This is a genomic window from Pseudomonas sp. GP01-A4, from assembly GCF_058780865.1.
Genome location: NZ_JBYSWF010000012.1, coordinates 20955 through 39253, shown reverse-complemented (window position 1 = coordinate 39253; position 18299 = coordinate 20955). Strand labels below are relative to the sequence as shown.

The 18299-nt window shown below is 61.3% G+C and carries 18 protein-coding genes and 1 tRNA gene; 9 read left to right on the top strand and 10 right to left on the bottom strand.

What is annotated here, in order from left to right:
* Nucleotides 1-13: 13 nt before the first annotated feature.
* The 6 genes from hisF to AC3WKX_RS10035 all read right to left on the bottom strand — a co-directional run bounded on the left by hisF (nt 14) and on the right by AC3WKX_RS10035 (nt 4959).
* The gene (gene hisF / locus AC3WKX_RS10060; protein ID WP_003218030.1) at nt 14-784 is read right to left on the bottom strand and encodes an imidazole glycerol phosphate synthase subunit HisF; all 771 of its coding nucleotides are present in this window, start codon (nt 782-784) and stop codon (nt 14-16) included.
* A 9-nt stretch (nt 785-793) separates the two neighbouring features.
* Entirely contained in the window at nt 794-1531 is a 738-nt protein-coding gene (gene hisA, locus AC3WKX_RS10055; RefSeq protein WP_008435688.1) for a 1-(5-phosphoribosyl)-5-[(5-phosphoribosylamino)methylideneamino]imidazole-4-carboxamide isomerase, read from the bottom strand.
* Between the two features lie 39 nt (nt 1532-1570).
* Entirely contained in the window at nt 1571-1828 is a 258-nt protein-coding gene (locus AC3WKX_RS10050; RefSeq protein WP_003218033.1) for a DUF2164 domain-containing protein, read from the bottom strand.
* Nucleotides 1828-2466, bottom strand: a complete 639-nt coding sequence (gene hisH, locus AC3WKX_RS10045; RefSeq protein WP_003218034.1) for an imidazole glycerol phosphate synthase subunit HisH — start codon at nt 2464-2466, stop codon at nt 1828-1830. Before hisH ends, AC3WKX_RS10050 begins: the two co-directional genes overlap by 1 nt.
* Nucleotides 2466-3059: an imidazoleglycerol-phosphate dehydratase HisB gene (gene hisB, locus AC3WKX_RS10040; RefSeq protein WP_003218037.1), complete on the bottom strand. Its 594-nt coding sequence runs from the start codon at nt 3057-3059 to the stop codon at nt 2466-2468. Before hisB ends, hisH begins: the two co-directional genes overlap by 1 nt.
* Before the next feature lie 238 nt (nt 3060-3297).
* Entirely contained in the window at nt 3298-4959 is a 1662-nt protein-coding gene (locus AC3WKX_RS10035; RefSeq protein WP_003218039.1) for an OFA family MFS transporter, read from the bottom strand.
* A gap of 295 nt (nt 4960-5254) precedes the next feature.
* On the opposite strand from AC3WKX_RS10035, the gene AC3WKX_RS10030 reads away from it, so the two are divergent.
* From AC3WKX_RS10030 to AC3WKX_RS10015, 4 genes are all read left to right on the top strand, one after another.
* Entirely contained in the window at nt 5255-7471 is a 2217-nt protein-coding gene (locus AC3WKX_RS10030; protein WP_102604469.1) for an AsmA family protein, read from the top strand.
* Entirely contained in the window at nt 7468-8535 is a 1068-nt protein-coding gene (gene mutY / locus AC3WKX_RS10025) for an A/G-specific adenine glycosylase (RefSeq protein WP_008435691.1), read from the top strand. Before AC3WKX_RS10030 ends, mutY begins: the two co-directional genes overlap by 4 nt.
* Nucleotides 8532-8804, top strand: a complete 273-nt coding sequence (locus AC3WKX_RS10020) for an oxidative damage protection protein (RefSeq protein ID WP_003218046.1) — start codon at nt 8532-8534, stop codon at nt 8802-8804. The genes mutY and AC3WKX_RS10020 overlap by 4 nt, the downstream gene beginning before the upstream one ends.
* Before the next feature lie 103 nt (nt 8805-8907).
* Nucleotides 8908-8983: transfer RNA gene (locus AC3WKX_RS10015), tRNA-Phe, on the top strand.
* A gap of 91 nt (nt 8984-9074) precedes the next feature.
* On the opposite strand, the gene AC3WKX_RS10010 is transcribed toward AC3WKX_RS10015, so the two are convergent.
* From AC3WKX_RS10010 to AC3WKX_RS10000, 3 genes are all read right to left on the bottom strand, one after another.
* Nucleotides 9075-9476 (bottom strand): hypothetical protein, encoded by a 402-nt coding sequence (locus AC3WKX_RS10010; protein WP_003218048.1) that lies wholly within the window; start codon nt 9474-9476, stop codon nt 9075-9077.
* Nucleotides 9477-9602: 126 nt separating this feature from the next.
* Nucleotides 9603-11243, bottom strand: a complete 1641-nt coding sequence (locus AC3WKX_RS10005; protein WP_173883000.1) for an ArnT family glycosyltransferase — start codon at nt 11241-11243, stop codon at nt 9603-9605.
* A gap of 87 nt (nt 11244-11330) precedes the next feature.
* Nucleotides 11331-12296, bottom strand: a complete 966-nt coding sequence (locus tag AC3WKX_RS10000) for an arsenic resistance protein (protein ID WP_102604467.1) — start codon at nt 12294-12296, stop codon at nt 11331-11333.
* Between the two features lie 172 nt (nt 12297-12468).
* On the opposite strand from AC3WKX_RS10000, the gene AC3WKX_RS09995 reads away from it, so the two are divergent.
* Complete coding sequence (locus AC3WKX_RS09995) at nt 12469-13389, top strand: alpha/beta hydrolase family protein (protein WP_102604466.1); 921 nt, start codon at nt 12469-12471, stop codon at nt 13387-13389.
* A gap of 73 nt (nt 13390-13462) precedes the next feature.
* Nucleotides 13463-13876, top strand: coding sequence for a hypothetical protein (locus tag AC3WKX_RS09990; RefSeq protein WP_008435696.1), 414 nt, complete (start codon nt 13463-13465; stop codon nt 13874-13876).
* Nucleotides 13877-14017: 141 nt separating this feature from the next.
* Here the strand turns inward: AC3WKX_RS09990 and gabP are convergent, their stop codons facing one another.
* The gene (gene gabP, locus AC3WKX_RS09985) at nt 14018-15409 is read right to left on the bottom strand and encodes a GABA permease (protein ID WP_003218057.1); all 1392 of its coding nucleotides are present in this window, start codon (nt 15407-15409) and stop codon (nt 14018-14020) included.
* A gap of 554 nt (nt 15410-15963) precedes the next feature.
* On the opposite strand from gabP, the gene AC3WKX_RS09980 reads away from it, so the two are divergent.
* The 3 genes from AC3WKX_RS09980 to AC3WKX_RS09970 all read left to right on the top strand — a co-directional run bounded on the left by AC3WKX_RS09980 (nt 15964) and on the right by AC3WKX_RS09970 (nt 18272).
* Complete coding sequence (locus tag AC3WKX_RS09980; protein WP_003218059.1) at nt 15964-16737, top strand: ABC transporter ATP-binding protein; 774 nt, start codon at nt 15964-15966, stop codon at nt 16735-16737.
* Nucleotides 16738-16750: 13 nt separating this feature from the next.
* Nucleotides 16751-17503 carry an ABC transporter substrate-binding protein gene (locus AC3WKX_RS09975; protein WP_003218061.1) on the top strand — a complete coding sequence of 251 codons (753 nt, stop codon included), beginning with the start codon at nt 16751-16753 and terminating at the stop codon, nt 17501-17503.
* Nucleotides 17504-17576: 73 nt separating this feature from the next.
* Nucleotides 17577-18272 carry an ABC transporter permease gene (locus tag AC3WKX_RS09970; protein WP_102604465.1) on the top strand — a complete coding sequence of 232 codons (696 nt, stop codon included), beginning with the start codon at nt 17577-17579 and terminating at the stop codon, nt 18270-18272.
* Nucleotides 18273-18299: the final 27 nt, after the last annotated feature.

Genomic DNA, 18299 nt, shown 5'->3' with positions numbered 1-18299 from the left:
TGTCCAGTGACGTTTAGCGTACGACGATACCGCGCGCCGCCATGTAGGCCTTGGCCTCAGGCACGGTGTATTCGCCAAAGTGGAAAATACTCGCCGCCAGCACTGCGCTGGCGTGGCCTTCGATCACGCCGTCGGCCAGGTGCTGCAGGTTGCCGACGCCGCCGGAAGCAATCACCGGGATGCCCAGTGCGTCGCTGATGGCGCGGGTCACGCCCAGGTCGAAGCCGTTTTTCATGCCGTCCTGGTCCATGCTGGTCAGCAGGATTTCACCGGCACCCAGGGCTTCCATCTTCATCGCCCACTGCACGGCATCCAGCCCGGTCGGCTTGCGCCCGCCGTGGGTGAAGATCTCCCAGCGCGGGGTTTCGCCCGGGCCGGAGACTTTCTTGGCGTCGATGGCAACCACGATGCATTGCGAACCGAAGTGCTGTGCGGCTTCGCCGACAAATTCCGGGTTGAACACCGCCGCGGTGTTGATCGAAACCTTGTCCGCGCCAGCATTCAGCAAGTTGCGAATGTCCTGCACGGTGCGCACGCCACCGCCCACGGTCAGCGGGATAAACACCTGGCTGGCCATGCGCTCCACGGTATGCAGCGTGGTGTCGCGACCATCGACGCTGGCGGTGATGTCGAGAAAGGTAATCTCGTCGGCACCCTGTTCGTCGTAGCGGCGGGCGATTTCCACCGGGTCGCCGGCGTCACGGATGTTCTCGAACTTGACGCCCTTGACCACGCGACCGTTGTCGACGTCCAGGCAAGGGATGATGCGTTTGGCCAGCGCCATGGTCAGTCCTCAGCCGTTGTAGGCGTCGCAGTAAGCCTGGGCTTCAGCGACGTCCAGGGTGCCTTCATAGATCGCCCGGCCGGTGATGGCGCCGATGATCCCCGGCGCCTTCGCGTCCAGCAGCGACTTGATGTCGCCCAGGTTGTGGATACCGCCGGAAGCGATCACCGGGATCCTGGTGGCAGCGGCCAGCGCAGCGGTGAACGGTACGTTGCAGCCCTGCATCATGCCGTCTTTGGCGATGTCGGTATAAACGATAGCGGAGACGCCGTCGGCTTCAAACTGCTTGGCGAGGTCGATCACCTGGACGGTACTGATCTCGGCCCAGCCGTCGGTGGCGACGAAACCGTCCTTGGCGTCCAGGCCCACGATCACTTTGCCGGGGAACGCACGGCAGGCTTCGGCGACGAAGGCCGGGTCTTTCACGGCCTTGGTGCCGATGATCACGTAGCTCACGCCTGCTTTCACGTAGTGCTCGATGGTTTCCAGGGAGCGGATACCGCCGCCGATCTGGATCGGCAGGTTCGGGTAGCGCTTGGCGATCGCCGTGACGACTTCACCGTTGACCGGCTGGCCTTCGAACGCACCGTTCAAGTCCACCAGATGCAGACGACGGCAACCGCCTTCCACCCACTTGGCAGCCATGCTCACCGGGTCATCGGAGAACACCGTGGAATCTTCCATGCGGCCCTGGCGCAGACGTACGCAGGCGCCGTCCTTGAGATCGATAGCGGGAATAATCAGCATCTGGCAAACCTTATTCGATATTCAGCGTTGCTCGGGAAATCAGGGTTTCTCGAGCGCCCACAAGTCGCTTTCGATGCTTTCGAACCTTTCTTTAAGGTGCGTCTGCACATCGAAAATCGCCCTGTTGTAATAGTGCGGAGCAATTTCAGTGGTGAACAGTTCGAGGATTTCTGCGACCTCGAACGAGCCGAGCTTGAGCTCGAAGCGGTCTTCCATGAAACGCTTGATCTTGTCGGTGGCCTCACTCTCCTGCTGGGGAGTGAGGTTCAAGATCGGCGGCTTGACCTTCTTGGCCATTACCAGCGCCCGTCCCACGCGGCGAAGTTCTGCAGCAATTGCAGGCCATGGGTATGGCTCTTCTCCGGGTGGAATTGCACGGCAAAGCGCGAACCGTCGGCCAGGGCCGCGGCGAAGTCGACGCCATAGTGCCCGCCACCCACCACCTGGCGCGGGTTACCGGCGGCGATGTAATAGCTGTGTACGAAATAGAAACGCGCCAGGTCCGGCACTTCGTGCCACAGCGGGTGATCCACGGTCTGGCGCACTTCGTTCCAGCCCATGTGTGGCACCTTCAGGTGCTCGCCGTCTTCGTGCAGGTCCTTGCCGAAAAACTTCACCTGGCCCGGAAACAGACCGATGCAGTCGACGCCGTCGTTCTCTTCACTGCTGTCGAGCAAGGCTTGCATGCCCACGCAGATGCCGAGGAACGGCCGGTCCTGGCTGACTTCACGCACCAGGCTGTCGAAGCCCAGGCGGCGAATCTCGGCCATGCAGTCGCGAATCGCGCCAACCCCCGGGAACACCACCCGGTCGGCTTCGCGAATCACGTCGGCATCGCTGGTGATCAGCACCTTGCCGGCACCTACGTGCTCAAGGGCCTTGGCCACCGAGTGCAGGTTACCCATGCCGTAGTCGATAACCGCGACCGTCTGCATTACAGGACGCCCTTGGTCGACGGCATTTGCCCGGCCATGCGGTCATCCAGCTCCACGGCCATGCGCAGGGCACGGCCGAAAGCCTTGAACACGGTCTCGATCTGGTGGTGGGTGTTGGTGCCACGCAGGTTGTCGATGTGCAGGCTGACCAGGGCGTGGTTGACGAAACCCTGGAAGAATTCCTGGAACAGGTCGACGTCGAAGCCGCCCACGGTGGCGCGGGTGTACGGCACGTGCATCTGCAGGCCCGGGCGGCCGGAGAAGTCGATGACCACACGCGACAGCGCTTCGTCCAGCGGGACATAGGCGTGACCGTAGCGACGGATGCCTTTCTTGTCGCCGATGGCTTTGGCAAATGCCTGGCCCAACGTGATACCGACGTCTTCCACCGTGTGGTGGTCGTCGATATGCAGGTCGCCCTTGCTGACGATATCCAGGTCGATCAGCCCGTGACGGGCGATCTGGTCCAGCATGTGCTCAAGAAAAGGTACACCGATATCAAATCGGGCCTTTCCGGTGCCATCCAGGTTGATCGAGGCTTTGATCTGGGTTTCCAGAGTGTCGCGCTCGACGGACGCCTTACGTTCGGCCATCACCAGCTCCGCAAAATCATTGGGCGAAAAAGGCAGCCATTATAGGGGCGCGGGCGCTAAACAGAAACATCGGAGGGGATAAGACTGATGGAGTGTCGGGGATAGACATGTCAGTACAAGTGTGGGGGCAGCTTTGCGTGGGAGCGGGCTTGCTCGCGAAAGCGGTGTGTCAGCCAACATGGGCTGACTGGTCCATCGCATTCGCGAGCAAGCCCGCTCCCACAAGGGTTACGCGGTGTTAGTGGAACAGGACTGCGGTTTTCTGCAGGGTGACCCACACGCCCCACGCCAACGGAATGCCCACCGCCAGCCAGGCGGCAACCGCCAATGGCACGCTGCCGGAGGAGGCTTTCCACTCCAGCACGGTGCTGGAATCGGCGCCCTTGTCATGGCCCAGCGCCTGCTCGGCAGCCAGTTCGGCGTCGGTCATGAAGTACTTGTCTGCCACCGGCCGGACCAGCAGGTTGCAGATGAAGCCCAGCACCAGCAGGCCGGCGAGGATGTACAAGGTGATGTCGTAGGCGGCAGCGCGTTCAACGCCGATGCTCAACTGATACTCACGCAGGTAGTTCACCAGCACCGGACCCAATACGCCCGCCGCTGCCCAAGCGGTCAGCAGGCGACCGTGGATCGCACCCACCATTTGCGTACCGAACAGGTCCGCCAGGTAAGCCGGCACCGTCGCAAAACCACCGCCGTACATCGACAGGATGATGCAGAACGCCGCCACGAACAGCGCGACGTTACCCAGGTGACCCAGGTTCGGGATCAGCGCGTACAGGGCAAAGCCCAATGCGAAGAACACGAAGTAGGTGTTTTTACGGCCCAGGTAGTCGGAGAACGATGCCCAGAAGAACCGGCCACCGATGTTGAACAGGCTCAACAGACCGGTAAAGCCGGCTGCGATGGCCGCGATGGAAGCCAGTTGGCCGGCATCCAGTTGGCCAAATGCCAGGCCGTTACCCAGCAACTTGCCGCCGAACACTTCCTGCAGCAGCGGCGAAGCCATGCCGAGGATGCCGATGCCGGCAGACACGTTCAGGCACAGCACCAGCCACACCAGGCGGAATTGCGGGGTTTTCCAGGCCACGTTCACGTGCACGTGACGATGGGTGATCATCGCGTTGCTGGCTTTTTTCGCCGGGGCAGTCCAGCCCTCAGGCTTCCAGCCGGTAGGCGGAACGCGGTAGGACAAGGCGCCGCCGATCATGAACACGAAGTAGATCACGGCCATGACCACGAAGCTCTGCCACACGCCAACGCTGGTCGGCGAGGCAAAGTGGCCCATCAAGGCGGCTGCCAGCGGGGCACCCACCATCGCGCCGCCGCCGAAGCCCATGATCGCCATGCCGGTAGCCATGCCGCGCTTGTCCGGGAACCACTTGATCAGGGTCGAGACCGGCGAGATATAGCCCAGGCCCAGGCCGATACCGCCAATGACCCCGGAGCCGATCCACATCAGCCAGATCTGGTGGGTATAGATCCCCAGCGCGGAGATCAGCAGGCCGCCACACCAGCACAAGGCCGAAACGACACCAGCCTTGCGTGGCCCGGCGTGTTCCAGCCAGCCGCCCCAGATCGCCGCAGAGCAGCCGAGGAAGATGAAGAACAGGGTGTAGATCCAGCCCAGCATGGAGATGGGCCAGTCGCATTGCGACGAGAAGACCTGGCTGATGAAGCTCATGTCCGGCGCGCAGGCGACCGGTGCGGTGATCCCCAGCGCCTTGGACAACGGCAGCCAGAACACCGAAAAACCGTAGGCCATGCCGATACACAGGTGGATCGCCAGGGCGGCCGGTGGTACCAGCCAACGGTTGAACCCGGGCTTGGCGATAATGCGTTCCTTGGACAGGAACGCAGGCTGTGCAGCAGTATTACCCGCCGCAGTGCTAGTGCTCATTGATGTTTCCCCCAGTTATTAGTATGTGTCCGTCGGGCGCTCTCTCCCTCGGCCTTACACGCAAGGCGTGGCCGTTTTGTTGAGTAAAGCTCCTTTTAAACGCGACGTTTAGTCGCAGACGGCAGACGAACATGCGCAGATTAGCATCTGTGGATGACAGAAAAACCAAACTGACATCACCTTTCTGGAGTTATCTGATTTGTTTGACGCCATGTAACGATCCCTAAACAGCCATAGGGCTACGAGCGTTATACTCTTCGGCTAAATTTTAAAATCGACATACAAGGACTCGCCCATGAAAGCGTTCGGCAAAATCCTGGGTCTGGTACTTCTCGGGCTGTTGCTGATCATTGTGGCTCTAGGCTTTGCCCTGACCCATCTCTTCGATCCCAACGACTACAAAGACGAGATTCGCCAGATTGCCCGCGACAAGGCCCACATCGAGCTGACGCTCAATGGCGACATCGGCTGGAGCCTGTTCCCCTGGCTTGGTCTTGAATTGCACGAGGCCAGCGTTGCGACCCTGACCAATCCGAGCCAACCGTTTGCCGACCTGCAGATGCTCGGCCTGTCGGTGCGCGTACTGCCGCTGCTGCGCCGTGAAGTGCAGATGAGCGATGTACGTGTCGAAGGCCTGAACCTGCGCCTGAACAAAGACGTGCATGGCCACGGCAACTGGGAAGACATCGGCAAGAATGTGCCAGACCCGGCTACCGCCGCCGCCACGCCTGCCGTGGCTGAAGCGGCCACACCGCCCAAGCCTGAAAAGCCGCCGCAGCCGATCCGCCTGGACATCGACAGCCTGACCATCAACAACGCCCGCGTCGAATACAACGACGAGCAGACCGGCAAGCAGTTCAGCGCCGAAAGCATCCAGCTGAGTGCCGGCGCCGTGCACGAAGGTGCAAGCATCCCGGTCAAACTCACCGCGTTCTTCGGCACCAACCAGCCGCTGATGCGCGTCAAGACCGAGGTCAACGGCAACCTGCGCATTCAGCGCGCCCTCAAGCGCTACCAGTTCGAAGACATGAAGGTCACTGGTGAAGCCACCGGCGAGCCGCTGCAAGGCAAGACCGTGACCTTTTCGACCCAGGGCCAATTGCTGGTGGACCAGTCTGCGAATATCGCCGAATGGACCGGCATGAAGTTGTCGCTGAACCAACTGCGCGCCCTGGGCGAGCTGAAGGTCAACGACCTGGACAAGACTCCACAGCTCAGCGGCGCCCTGTCGATTGCCCAGTTTGACCTGGCCAAGTTCCTCGACAGCGTCGGCAACCCGCTGCCACCGATGGCCGCCGGCAGCCTGAGCAAGGTCGAACTGGTCAGCCGCCTCAAGGGCACGCCGACCAGCCTGGCGCTTGAAGACCTCAACCTGAAACTCGACGACAGCACCTTCACCGGTCGCGTGGCCGTGGATGATTTCGCCAGGCAATCCCTGCGGGTGCAGCTCAAGGCCGATACGTTCAACGCCGACAACTACCTGCCGGCCAAGTCCGAAGCCGCCAAGGGCGCTGCGGCCGCGCGCCAGGCTGAAGTGCAGAACAGCGAAGCCGGCGCCATGGCGGCCGGTGGCACCACACCGCTGCCGGACGCCCCGACCAAAGCCGCCTGGAGTACCGACAAGCTGCTGCCGCTGACCCGCCTGCGCACCCTGGACGTAAACGCCGACCTGTCCTTTGGCCAACTGACCCTGAGCAAGCTGCCGATCCAGAATGCCGCCCTGAAAGCCTCCGGCCTCGATGGCCAGCTCAAGCTCGATACCTTGAGCGGCGGCCTCTACAACGGCACCTTCCAGGCCAACGGCAACCTTGACGTGCGCCAGGACATCCCGCTGCTGGCGCTGCAAACCCGCATCAAGCAGGTACCGGTCGAACGCATCCTGCAAGCCCAGGGGCAGAACCCGCCGGTGAAGGGCCAGCTCACCCTCGACAGCAACCTCAACGGACGCGGCAATAGCCAGAAAGCCCTGATCGACAGCCTCAACGGTACCGCCAGCTTCGCGATCAACAACGGCGTGCTGCTCAACGCCAACATCGAGCAACAGCTGTGCACCGGCATCGCCCTGCTCAACCGCAAGACCCTCAGCGGCGACCAGCGCGGCAAGGACACCCCGTTCCAGGAACTCAAGGGCAACCTGACCTTCCGCAATGGTGTGGCCAGCAACCCCGACCTGAAAGTGCGCATCCCGGGCCTGACCGTCAACGGCGACGGTGACGTCGACCTGCGCGTGCTGGGCATGGACTACCGCGTCGGCATTATCGTCGAAGGCGACCAGCGCGACGTGCCGGACCCGGCTTGCCAGGTGGGCTCCAATTTCCAGAACATCGAAGTCCCGCTGCGCTGCCGTGGCCCGCTGGAACTGGGCGCCAAGGCCTGCCGCCTGGACAAGGACGGCTTGAGCCAGGTCGCCATCAAGGCGGCGGGCAACAAGCTCAGCGAGAAGCTTGAACAGAAGCTCGACAAGGTCAATCCACAGCTGAAAGACGCGCTTAAAGGCCTGTTCAAACGATGAGAAACGAGCAGTTTTCAACGGCGGTGCTCGACTGGTACGACCGCCACGGTCGCCATGACCTGCCCTGGCAACAGGGCATCACGCCTTACCGGGTGTGGGTCTCGGAGATCATGTTGCAGCAGACCCAGGTCAGCACCGTGCTGAACTACTTCGACCGGTTCATGGCGTCCTTGCCAACGGTCGAAGCCCTGGCTGCCGCGCCGGAAGACGAAGTGCTGCACCTGTGGACCGGGCTGGGTTACTACACCCGGGCGCGCAACCTGCAAAAGACCGCGAAGATCGTCGTTGCCGAATATGGCGGCGAGTTTCCCCGTGACGTCGAAAAACTCACCGAACTGCCCGGCATTGGCCTGTCCACCGCGGGTGCGATTGCCAGCCTGAGCATGGGCCTGCGAGCGCCGATCCTCGATGGCAACGTCAAACGCGTGCTGGCGCGCTTTACCGCGCAAGAGGGTTACCCGGGCGAGCCGAAGGTCGCCAAACAGCTGTGGGCCACCGCAGAGCGCTTTACGCCCCATGACCGCGTCAACGCCTACACCCAGGCCATGATGGACATGGGCGCCACCCTCTGCACCCGCAGCAAGCCCAGCTGCCTGCTGTGCCCGCTGGAAAAGGGCTGCGAAGCGCACCTGCTCGGCCTGGAAACCCGCTACCCGATCCCCAAGCCACGCAAGACCGTGCCCCAGAAGCGCACGCTGATGCCGATGCTGGCCAATGGCGAGGGCGCGATCCTGCTTTACCGTCGCCCCTCCACAGGCCTGTGGGGCGGTTTGTGGAGCCTGCCGGAGCTGGATGACCTGGCCGACCTGGAACACCTGGCCAACCAGCACTCGCTGGCGCTGGGCAAACACCAGGAGCTGCCGAGCCTGATCCACACCTTCAGCCACTTCCAACTGGCTATCGAACCCTGGCTGGTCCAGGTCCAGGAGTCTGCCCATCACGTGGCCGAGGCTGACTGGCTCTGGTATAACCTCGCCACCCCGCCGCGCCTGGGCCTTGCCGCCCCGGTGAAAAAACTGCTGAAGCGCGCGGCTGAAGTATTGAACGCAGGAGTTCCGTCATGACCCGCACCATCATCTGCCGCAAGTACCACGAAGAACTGCCCGCCCTGGAGCGCGCCCCGTTCCCTGGCGCCAAGGGCCAGGACATTTTCGACAACGTCTCCGCCAAGGCCTGGGCTGACTGGCAAAAGCACCAGACCCTGTTGATCAACGAAAAGCGCCTGAACATGATGAACGCCGAAGACCGCAAATACCTGCAGGACGAGATGGACAAGTACTTTTCCGGCGAGGATTACGCCAAGGCCGACGGCTACGTGCCACCTGCTGAATAATTGATCAAATTTGGGGGTTGGCCCGTAAGCGACGGTAATAATTAAATATTTTTTGAAAACTTGCTTGACGACCCCCTGAAAAACCCGTTTAATGCGCCCCGTTGCCCAGATAGCTCAGTCGGTAGAGCAGGGGATTGAAAATCCCCGTGTCGGCGGTTCGATTCCGTCTCTGGGCACCACTAATTAGCTTCAGGTGGTGCAAACGTCATCTGAAACACACAAAAAACCCGCCTGGTGCGGGTTTTTTGTTGCCTGGCGTTTTTGACTCCTTCAGCCCCCGCCCCGCATCAACGTCAACACCGCAACCCGCTCCTGCTCGGAGATGTGAAAACCACTCTCCTCCACGCGCGCAATCCAATCCTGCGCCGAGAGCGACTCGCCAAAACGCACCAGGCGTCCGTAGCGCCTGAACACAGCCTCCAGCACGCTGATCATCGAGGGGTAGCTGCAGCCTCCGTCAAAACAGATGCTGAGGCCGCCAAGCCAGGAACGGCCGATCACGTGGGCACTACCGACGCTCTCGGCACCGGCATACTCAAAATCCATTTTTACTGCTTCCATGTCGCACCCAAACTCATCACCACGAAAGTACCCAAGCCTAGCAGGCGCCTGTTTTGCGGCAGGCTGCAAAGCGCTCCAATCAGACCAACCGGTCATCCAGGCGGCGACCATACAGTAAGACGATCCAAAGTGCCGGTTATCAACACCTCATTCCGACCCCATTGATCCATCCTTAATTCCCCAGTGATCGCCACTCTCGTCGGCGTCACCACCGACAAGGATGTCAAGGCGACTGAGTCACTTCACCAGGAACACCAGCAGCGGGTTGTCATTCAACCGCCCATTGAACACCGGCGCCATGTGTTCCAGCGGCGTGCCGCTGAGCAATGCGGTTTGCTTGCGCTCCACAATCACCCAGGCGGGGCGCGGTAGCGTATCCACCAGCAAGGGTTGGTTGCGCCCGATGAACAGCGGCTGCTCGTCGTGATCCAGGTTCATGATGTAGCGAATCGCCCAGGTGTCCTTGGCCAGATCGACGAACACCAGGGTCCCGGGATTATCGGCACGCAGCTTTTCCACCGCGCTTACGAAGTTCCTGGTGTCGAATTGCAGGTCCTTGGCCGGCTCCACAACCTTCACCAGCACCAGCCATTGGGTGGCCAGCGCAATCAGGCTGAGCACCACCAGGCGCTGGCCGAGATTGCCCTGCAAACGGCGCCAGGCAATCACGGCTGCGAGTTGCAGCACGATCAGCACACCCACCAGCGCCGGCACTGAAACGTCCGGCCAGTAGCCGTGCTTGTGCCACAGATGCCGACAGACAAACACCACGACAATGCCCAGCACCGGCAGGACCGCCACCAGGCACTCATAGCCACGCCGCACGCCGAGCAACCAGCCCTGGGCCTGGAGCAAGCCATAGGCGGCCACCGCGGCAAACATCGGGACCATGGGCACGATGTAGTAGGCGCGCTTGAAGTGCGGCACCGACAAGCCCAGCAAAATCATCAGGCCGCAGGCGGCCAAGCGCAGCATCAACTGCACATCGGCATCGTCGTGGCGGGCCGACCATTTGTGGCGCAGGGCAATCATCGTCGCCAGGGCCAGCGGCACCACCGGGAAATAGCGGTACAGGCTCAGCTTGAAGTAGAAGTAGAACGCCTCACCGGTTTCATCAAGGCGCCCGGTGAATTGCATCCGCAGCACATCATCGACGAAAGCATCGCCCCCGCTGATCCGCGCCAGTTTCAACAGCGCCCACCAACAGCCGGCCAGCAGGATCAAACCGACCACGCCGTGGGCAATCACCTTTTTCAGCAGTGCAATCCGCTCTTGCCGCGTACGAGCGGTGCCCAGCGCCCAGTAGACACAGGCCACCCCGCACACCTCGATCAACCCCAGCGGCCCGCGAATTGCAAACGCCACCACGAACAACGGAAAGATCGCATATTGGCGCAGCCGCGAGCCCAGGCGCTCACCGGTATGCAGCAGGTAGAAACACCCCAGGCACAACAACGAGATCATCTGGTCCAGGCACACCGAGCGCGACTTCTCCAGCAACTGGGCAGTCAATGCGGTGAGCAGCACCGTCAGCAGCGCCCACGCCCGGCCCGACGGCACCAGCAAGCGGTAGATCAGCGCCATGACCCCGGCAGACGCCAGGGCGGTGGGCATCACGTTAGCCAGGTCGTTGGGCGCGCCGAATAAACGGGCAAAGAGGTAGCTGAGGTAGGTCGCGGTGCCCGGATAGTCCGGGTAAGGCTCACCGTAGGTGGTAGGAAACAGGCTCGCGCCGTGGCGAAACATCTCTTGCATGAACACGGCCCAGCGGCCGTCGAAGCCCTGTGGCTGCTGGTCCCAGATGCCCAGGGTAAACAGCAGCAAGGCGATGAGGAAAATACCCAGCGATTCCATTCGAAAGCGATTGTGTTGATCCATTATTCAGCCTGTCAGGTGGGGTAAACCGGCTCATGTTGCCGAACGCCACCCTGAATAAGCCCTGAACGGAATCAAACATTCATCCGCCTAACGACGAGCGGGCCAGATCAGCAGCGGCAACAGGCGGATATAGAGTAGCTCCCCTACCAATTCCACCAGGGTTTGCGTGATCACCGCTGCAGCAGCGAGCCCGCGGATCTCTTCGGGCAACGCCAACGCCAGCGGCAGCACCACCAGGGAATTACGCGTGGAGGCGCTGAAGGTGACCGCCCGCGCCGTGGGCGCCGATAGCTTGAACAGGCGCGAAGCCAGCGCCCCCATCAGCGGGGCCAGCAACAGGAAGCCGATATACACCGGGATCACCGGCGCCAGCAGGCCGATATCGCGGACCACGGCGGTGATCTGCGAACCGATCACCACCATCAGCACCAGCGCCATGGCCGGCACGGGCAGCCAGGCCCAGGCATCGTTCCAGGCACTGACGACCGGTGAGCGCCGGGACTGGGAAGTGGTCAGCACCGCCAGAATCATGGGGGCAACGATCAGCAGCAGGAAGGCCTCGACAAACGGCCCCACTGCAACCACCACCTGCGACTGCGCCCCCAGCATCAACCCCAGGTAGACCGGCAACAGCAGCAGTTGCAGCAACAACAGAATCGGGGTCGCTGCCAGCATCAACCGCGAGTCACCCTTGCCGATATGGGTAAACACCACCACGTAGTCGATGCACGGCGTCAACAGCACCAGCAACGCACCCACCAGGATCGCAGGGTGTTCCACCAGGCCCCGAGTCAGCGCCCACACCAGCAGCGGAATCAGGATGAAGTTGGCCAGCAGCAACGCGCCCATGAAGTGTTTGTTGCCCAGCCCCTGGCGCAGGTCCAGAAACGGGATTTGCAGGAACATCGCGTACATCAGCACGGCGATGGCGGGCGTAACCAGGGCGGCCACACCTTGAGCCATGGAGGGCGCCAGCAGGCCGACAACGGCAGCCAGCACCACGCTGGCGAAGTAGATCGGGATCTGGTTTTGTTCGAGGGTGTCGCGGGTCATGGGCCGGCTCTGGTGGGCGAAAGGGTCTAAGCCTAGGCATCTGTGCCGCTCAGGTCGAGCCTCAGAAAAATCCCCGGGGTCTTCATAGCAGAAATTTGTTAGTTTCGACTTCTCATAAAACTGCGCACGGGCCTTTGACACCCCATCGAAAGCGCAATGATCGAGCCTGTTCATGAACCTGCCAGTCCGACCTCAAGCCGAAGCATTCCGCGAGCCCACAGCCGATGGGCATTCCATCGGCGGCTTCACGTGGCGCCATCCGCGCACAGACGTTGAACGCCCGGTCGTCATCATCAACGCCGCCACCTCCGTACGCTGCCGTCACTACTCACGGTTTGCCGATTACCTGTTTGCCAATGGCTTCGACGTCATCACCTACGACTACCGCGGCATCGGCGAATCCCGCAGCGGCTCGCTGAAAGGGTTCAAGGCCTCGTGGTCGGATTGGGGCGTGCTGGACTTCGAAGCGATCCTGCAGCGGGCCCAGCGGGAGTTTGCCGGCCAACCGATTGATGTGGTCGGGCACAGTTTTGGCGGATGTGCGGCGGGACTCGGGGCTTCCGGCGCAGTGATTCGGCGCCTGGTGACGGTAGGCGCGCAGTTTGCCTACTGGCGCGACTACGAGGCGAGCGGGCGCTGGCGGATGCTTGCCAAATGGCATGTGGTGATGCCGCTGGTGACAGCGGTTTTTGGCTACTTCCCGGGCAAACGCATAGGCTGGCTGGAGGATACCCCGGCGGGCGTGGTACGCGACTGGAGTACGCCGACGCCGAGTTATGAAAAACGTCCGAGTGGGCGAGCCTTGCCCGAGTTGCCGTTTTCGCGGGTGAAGGCACAGATATTGGCCATCAGCATTACCGACGATCCGTTTGGTACCGTCGCAGCAATCGAACGCCTGCTGGGTTACTTCGACGGCAGCGAGCGCACGCATCTGCGAATCGCGCCTGAAGATATCGGCGAAAAAGAGGTCGGACACTTCGCATTCTTTCGCAGCCAGTATCAAGATCGGTTGTGGCCGATTGCATTGGCTTGGCTGCAAAGGGGAGAGTTGGCCAACGGCACGCCGGGGCGCCAAGTGACGGATCGCACCTAGAAAGCCTTGGGATTTCTCCAGACCTGCGCTTCAATACCCCACCCCCAGATCCTGACACCAAGGACGTGAGCCCATGGCTTCGCCGAACAAGCAGCAAAAACGCGCCCACCGGGCAAAAGCCAAGGCCAAGCAGAATCGCACCCAACGCGCCGTCGCCACCAAGCCGGATGCCTTTGCCGGCGATGACAGCCGCATTGATCTTGAATCGGTGGATTTGACCGAGCTGTTCCTGGAGATGCGCACCGCTGGCGAAACCAGCCAGCAGGCGCTGTGTGCCGTGTTCCTGGCGCACCCGCTGCTGGCAGTGGTACTGGAGCAGGAAGGCGAAGAAGAAGCGACGGACTTTATCCTCGCGGCGCTGATCGAGTATCGCCAGTGGGCCACGGATACCGAGGATGAAGCGGCAGCGCTGGCGTGGATTGAGTCGCCGGAATTCCAGGCCGATTACGTCGCGGCGTCACAGGCGCTGGTGAATTCCGAAGACTGATACAAAACGAAATGTGGGAGCCGGGCTTGCCCGCGATAGCGGCGTGTCAGTCGATACATGTGTTGACTGACACACCGCCATCGCGGGCAAGCCCGGCTCCCACAGTGTTTTGCAGTGTTTGATGAATCGTATTTCAATCCATCAGTTAAGCACCGCCGCCCCAACCTTCCGGCCCTTGCGCCGACGCGACACCATCAGCCCCGCCGCAACGACCAGCAAGCTCAGGATCCCGGTGGCAATGATCTCCACCTGATGCGCTTCCTGGAACAACATGATCGTCAGCACGCCCACGATGAACACGATCACCGCATACGTCAGGCCCGGGAACAGCCACATCTTGAAGGCAATCTTCTCGCCCGCTTCCGTGCGTTTCTGGCGCATGCGCAGTTGCGACACGGCGATCACCAGGTACACCAGCAGCGCGATGGCGCCGGAGCTGGCCAGCAGGAATTCAAACACCGCCGCCGGTGCCACGTAGTTGGCGAATACCGCCAGGAACGCCGCACCGGTAGACAGCAACACCGCCCAGTAAGGCGTGCCGCTCTTGTTGGTGATCTTGGACACCGCCGGTGCATCACCGCGACGGCCCAGGGAGAACATCATGCGCGAAGCGGTGTACAGCGCCGAGTTCAGGCAACTGGTCACGGCCACCAGCACCACCAGGTCAACGATCAGCTTGGCATTCGGGATGCCCATGCGTTCCAGCACGGTCTGGTAGGAACCGACCGCTGCCAGCGCAGGATCATTCCACGGCACCAGGGCCACGACGATGAAGATCGACACCAGGTAGAACAAGCCGATCCGCCAGATCACCGAGTTGGTGGCCTTGGAAATCTGCTGGCCCGGGTTCTTCGATTCAGCGGCCGCGATGGTCACGATCTCGGTGCCCATGAACGAGAACATGGTGGTCAGGATCGCCGCCAATACCGCGCCCATGCCGTTGGGCAGGAAGCCCTGGGTGTCGAACAGGTGCGAAACGCCGCTGACCTGACTGCCCGGCAGGAAGCCGAAGATCGCCAGGATGCCGAGGATCACAAACCCGATGATCGCCACCACTTTGATCAGCGCAAACCAGAACTCGAACTCGCCGTAGTTCTTCACACTGAACAGGTTGGTCGCGGTCAGCAGCAAGGTAATGATCAGGGTGAAGGCCCAGATCGCCACGCCGGGGAACCAGGCGTGCAGGATGGTCGCGGCAGCGTTGGCTTCCAGCGGAATCACCAGCACCCAGAACCACCAGTACAACCAGCCGATGGTGAAACCGGCCCAGTGCCCGATCGCACGGTCGGCATAAGTAGAAAACGAACCCGTGTCCGGCGATGCCACGGCCATCTCGGCCAGCATGCGCATCACCAACACCACCAGCGTACCGGCGGCGGCATAAGCCAGCAGCACGGCCGGGCCCGCCGCAGCAATCGCGTGGCCGGAGCCCACAAACAACCCGGCACCGATAACGCCGGCAATCGACAGCATGGTGACGTGACGCGGTTTGAGCCCCTGTTCGAGGTCATTGGAGCTTTGCGTACTACTCATTGACACACCTTTGCGAGGAATTGCGAATACGGTCCACCCGGTCTGGCGTCTTTCTCGTGAAAAGAAACCAACGGGGCGTTCTTTATTTTTTACGCAAGATTTGCGCCAAAATGTTACAGAGCCGCGATTGACGCGGGCTGTAGGGAAACTCAATAGCTCTCGTAAGTCACTGACACTAATGGCATTCCGCTATAGCGTTACTGTGCGACTCACTTGAAAGACGAATCAGCGCACCAAAAACACACACAATTTGTGCGTGACGCCCCATAAAAGGGCTGATAAGGACCGTTCGCCGGTTTAACCCTTCCAACACCCGGCCAAAGCTGGCACCATCGCGCCCTTTTTTACGCGAAACCTGTAGGAATACTGGTTCAAACGGCTGTTCGGTTGTTGATGGCGCGACACACTGCTGTGCCGATGCGACACCCTGCCGCAGACCGTCTGTTTACCGCCTGCAGGGCTGTTGGCTGTCATCCGGACGCTATGCTAGCTTGGCGCCTCGCCAGGAAGGCGGGCCAACAGCAGGAGCGCAATGAACACAATGAGGACCGCACATGGCTGAGGCCACGCCCGCGCTTGAAATCCGCAACTTGCATAAACGCTATGGTGAGCTGGAGGTGCTTAAAGGTATCTCGCTGACCGCCCGCGACGGCGATGTGATCTCGATCCTGGGTTCCTCCGGTTCCGGCAAGTCCACGTTCCTGCGCTGCATCAACCTGCTGGAAAACCCGCACCAGGGGCAAATCCTGGTGGCTGGTGAAGAGCTCAAGCTCAAGGCTGCGAAAAACGGCGAACTGGTGGCCGCCGACGGCAAACAGATCAACCGCCTGCGCAGCGAAATCGGTTTTGTGTTTCAAAACTTTAACCTGTGGCCGCACATGAGCGTCCTCGACAACATCATCGAGGCCCCGCGCCGCGTGCTCGGCCAGAGCAAGGCCGAAGCCACTGAAATCGCCGAAGCCTTGCTGGCCAAGGTCGGCATCAGTGACAAGCGTCATGCCTACCCCGCGCAACTGTCCGGCGGCCAGCAACAACGCGCCGCGATCGCACGCACCCTGGCCATGCAGCCCAAAGTCATCCTGTTCGACGAGCCCACATCGGCCCTTGACCCGGAAATGGTTCAGGAAGTACTTAATGTGATCCGCGCCCTGGCCGAAGAAGGCCGCACCATGCTGCTGGTCACCCATGAAATGGGCTTTGCCCGCCAGGTGTCCAGTGAAGTGGTGTTCCTGCACCAGGGCCTGGTCGAAGAGCAAGGATCGCCACAGCAGGTATTTGAAAACCCACTTTCGGCGCGCTGCAAACAATTCATGTCCAGCAACCGCTAACGGAGCAACATGCATGCAGAACTATAAAAAATTCCTCTTGGCCGCCGCTGTTTCGATGGCGTTCAGCGCCACGGCGATGGCTGAAACCTTGAAAATGGGGATCGAAGCGGCCTACCCGCCGTTTAACAATAAAGATGCCAGCGGCAACGTCGTCGGCTTCGACAAGGACATCGGCGACGCCCTGTGCGCCAAGATGAAAGTCGAGAAGTGCGAAGTGTATGTCTCCGACTGGGACGGCATCATCCCGGCCCTGAATGCCAAGAAGTTCGACTTCCTGGTCTCCTCGCTGTCCATCACCGATGAACGCAAGCAGGCCGTCGACTTCACCGACCCGTACTACTCCAACAAGCTGCAGTTCATCGCGCCCAAAGCCAACAAAGACTTCAAGACCGACGCGGACTACCTGAAGGGCAAGATCATCGGTGCACAGCGCGCAACGCTGGCCGGTACCTACCTGGAAGACAAGCTGCCGGACACCACCGCCAAGCTCTACGACACCCAGGAAAACGCCTACCTCGACCTGACTTCCGGCCGCCTGGACGGGATGCTCGCCGACAAGTACGTGCAGTACGAGTGGCTGAAAAGCAAAGACGGCTCCGCCTACGAATTCAAGGGCGACCCGGTGGTCGAGAGCGACAAGATCGGTATCGCCGTACGCAAAGGCGACCCGCTGCGCGAGCGCTTGAACAAAGCCCTGGCTGAAATCAAGGCCGACGGCACCTACAAGAAGATCAACGACAAGTACTTCCCTTTCAGTATCGAGTGATCCTGAATGGCCTGCCCGGCGTGCTCGCTTGAGTGCGCCGGTCCTGAGCTTTGCCTTGCGAAACGACTAAACCATGAATTTCGACCTCTACGGATTCGGCCCGGCGCTCGCCGCCGGCGCGCTGATGACCGTCAAGCTGGCGCTCACCGCCCTGTGCCTCGGGCTGGTGCTCGGGCTGGCCGGCGCCCTGGCCAAGACTTCCCCGTACAAGCCGCTGCAATGGCTTGGCGGCAGCTACTCCACCCTGGTTCGCGGTATCCCGGAACTGCTGTGGGTCCTGCTGATCTACTTCGGCACGGTCAACCTGATGCGCTCCCTCGGGGAGCTTTTCGGCAACCCCGACCTTTCCCTCAGCGCTTTCGCCGCCGGGGTGATCGCCCTGGGCCTGTGCTTTGGCGCCTACGCCACGGAAGTCTTCCGCGGCGCGATCCTGGCCATTCCCAAGGGCCACCGTGAAGCCGGTGTCGCACTGGGCTTGTCGAAGGTCCGGATCTTCACCCGCTTGATCATGCCGCAGATGTGGCGCATCGCGCTGCCGGGCCTGGGCAACCTGTTCATGATTCTGATGAAGGACACCGCGCTGGTCTCGGTGATCGGCCTGGAAGAAATCATGCGCCACGCGCAGATCGGCGTGACCGTCACCAAGCAGCCCTTCACCTTCTTTATGGTCGCGGCCTTCATGTACCTGGGCCTCACTGTCCTGGCGATGACCGGCATGCACTTCCTGGAAAAACGTGCCGCGCGCGGCTTTGCGAGGAGCACGCAATGAGTGGCGACTACAGCTGGCTGTCGCATT

Bases quoted from the DNA above. Each gene is read 5' to 3' on its own strand.
- hisF (WP_003218030.1), bottom strand. From the start codon at position 784: ATGGCGCTGGCCAAACGCATCATCCCTTGCCTGGACGTCGACAACGGT.
- hisA (WP_008435688.1), bottom strand. From the start codon at position 1,531: ATGCTGATTATTCCCGCTATCGATCTCAAGGACGGCGCCTGCGTACGT.
- AC3WKX_RS10050 (WP_003218033.1), bottom strand. From the start codon at position 1,828: ATGGCCAAGAAGGTCAAGCCGCCGATCTTGAACCTCACTCCCCAGCAG.
- hisH (WP_003218034.1), bottom strand. From the start codon at position 2,466: ATGCAGACGGTCGCGGTTATCGACTACGGCATGGGTAACCTGCACTCG.
- hisB (WP_003218037.1), bottom strand. From the start codon at position 3,059: ATGGCCGAACGTAAGGCGTCCGTCGAGCGCGACACTCTGGAAACCCAG.
- AC3WKX_RS10035 (WP_003218039.1), bottom strand. From the start codon at position 4,959: ATGAGCACTAGCACTGCGGCGGGTAATACTGCTGCACAGCCTGCGTTC.
- AC3WKX_RS10030 (WP_102604469.1), top strand. From the start codon at position 5,255: ATGAAAGCGTTCGGCAAAATCCTGGGTCTGGTACTTCTCGGGCTGTTG.
- mutY (WP_008435691.1), top strand. From the start codon at position 7,468: ATGAGAAACGAGCAGTTTTCAACGGCGGTGCTCGACTGGTACGACCGC.
- AC3WKX_RS10020 (WP_003218046.1), top strand. From the start codon at position 8,532: ATGACCCGCACCATCATCTGCCGCAAGTACCACGAAGAACTGCCCGCC.
- AC3WKX_RS10010 (WP_003218048.1), bottom strand. From the start codon at position 9,476: ATGGTCGCCGCCTGGATGACCGGTTGGTCTGATTGGAGCGCTTTGCAG.
- AC3WKX_RS10005 (WP_173883000.1), bottom strand. From the start codon at position 11,243: ATGGATCAACACAATCGCTTTCGAATGGAATCGCTGGGTATTTTCCTC.
- AC3WKX_RS10000 (WP_102604467.1), bottom strand. From the start codon at position 12,296: ATGACCCGCGACACCCTCGAACAAAACCAGATCCCGATCTACTTCGCC.
- AC3WKX_RS09995 (WP_102604466.1), top strand. From the start codon at position 12,469: ATGAACCTGCCAGTCCGACCTCAAGCCGAAGCATTCCGCGAGCCCACA.
- AC3WKX_RS09990 (WP_008435696.1), top strand. From the start codon at position 13,463: ATGGCTTCGCCGAACAAGCAGCAAAAACGCGCCCACCGGGCAAAAGCC.
- gabP (WP_003218057.1), bottom strand. From the start codon at position 15,409: ATGAGTAGTACGCAAAGCTCCAATGACCTCGAACAGGGGCTCAAACCG.
- AC3WKX_RS09980 (WP_003218059.1), top strand. From the start codon at position 15,964: ATGGCTGAGGCCACGCCCGCGCTTGAAATCCGCAACTTGCATAAACGC.
- AC3WKX_RS09975 (WP_003218061.1), top strand. From the start codon at position 16,751: ATGCAGAACTATAAAAAATTCCTCTTGGCCGCCGCTGTTTCGATGGCG.
- AC3WKX_RS09970 (WP_102604465.1), top strand. From the start codon at position 17,577: ATGAATTTCGACCTCTACGGATTCGGCCCGGCGCTCGCCGCCGGCGCG.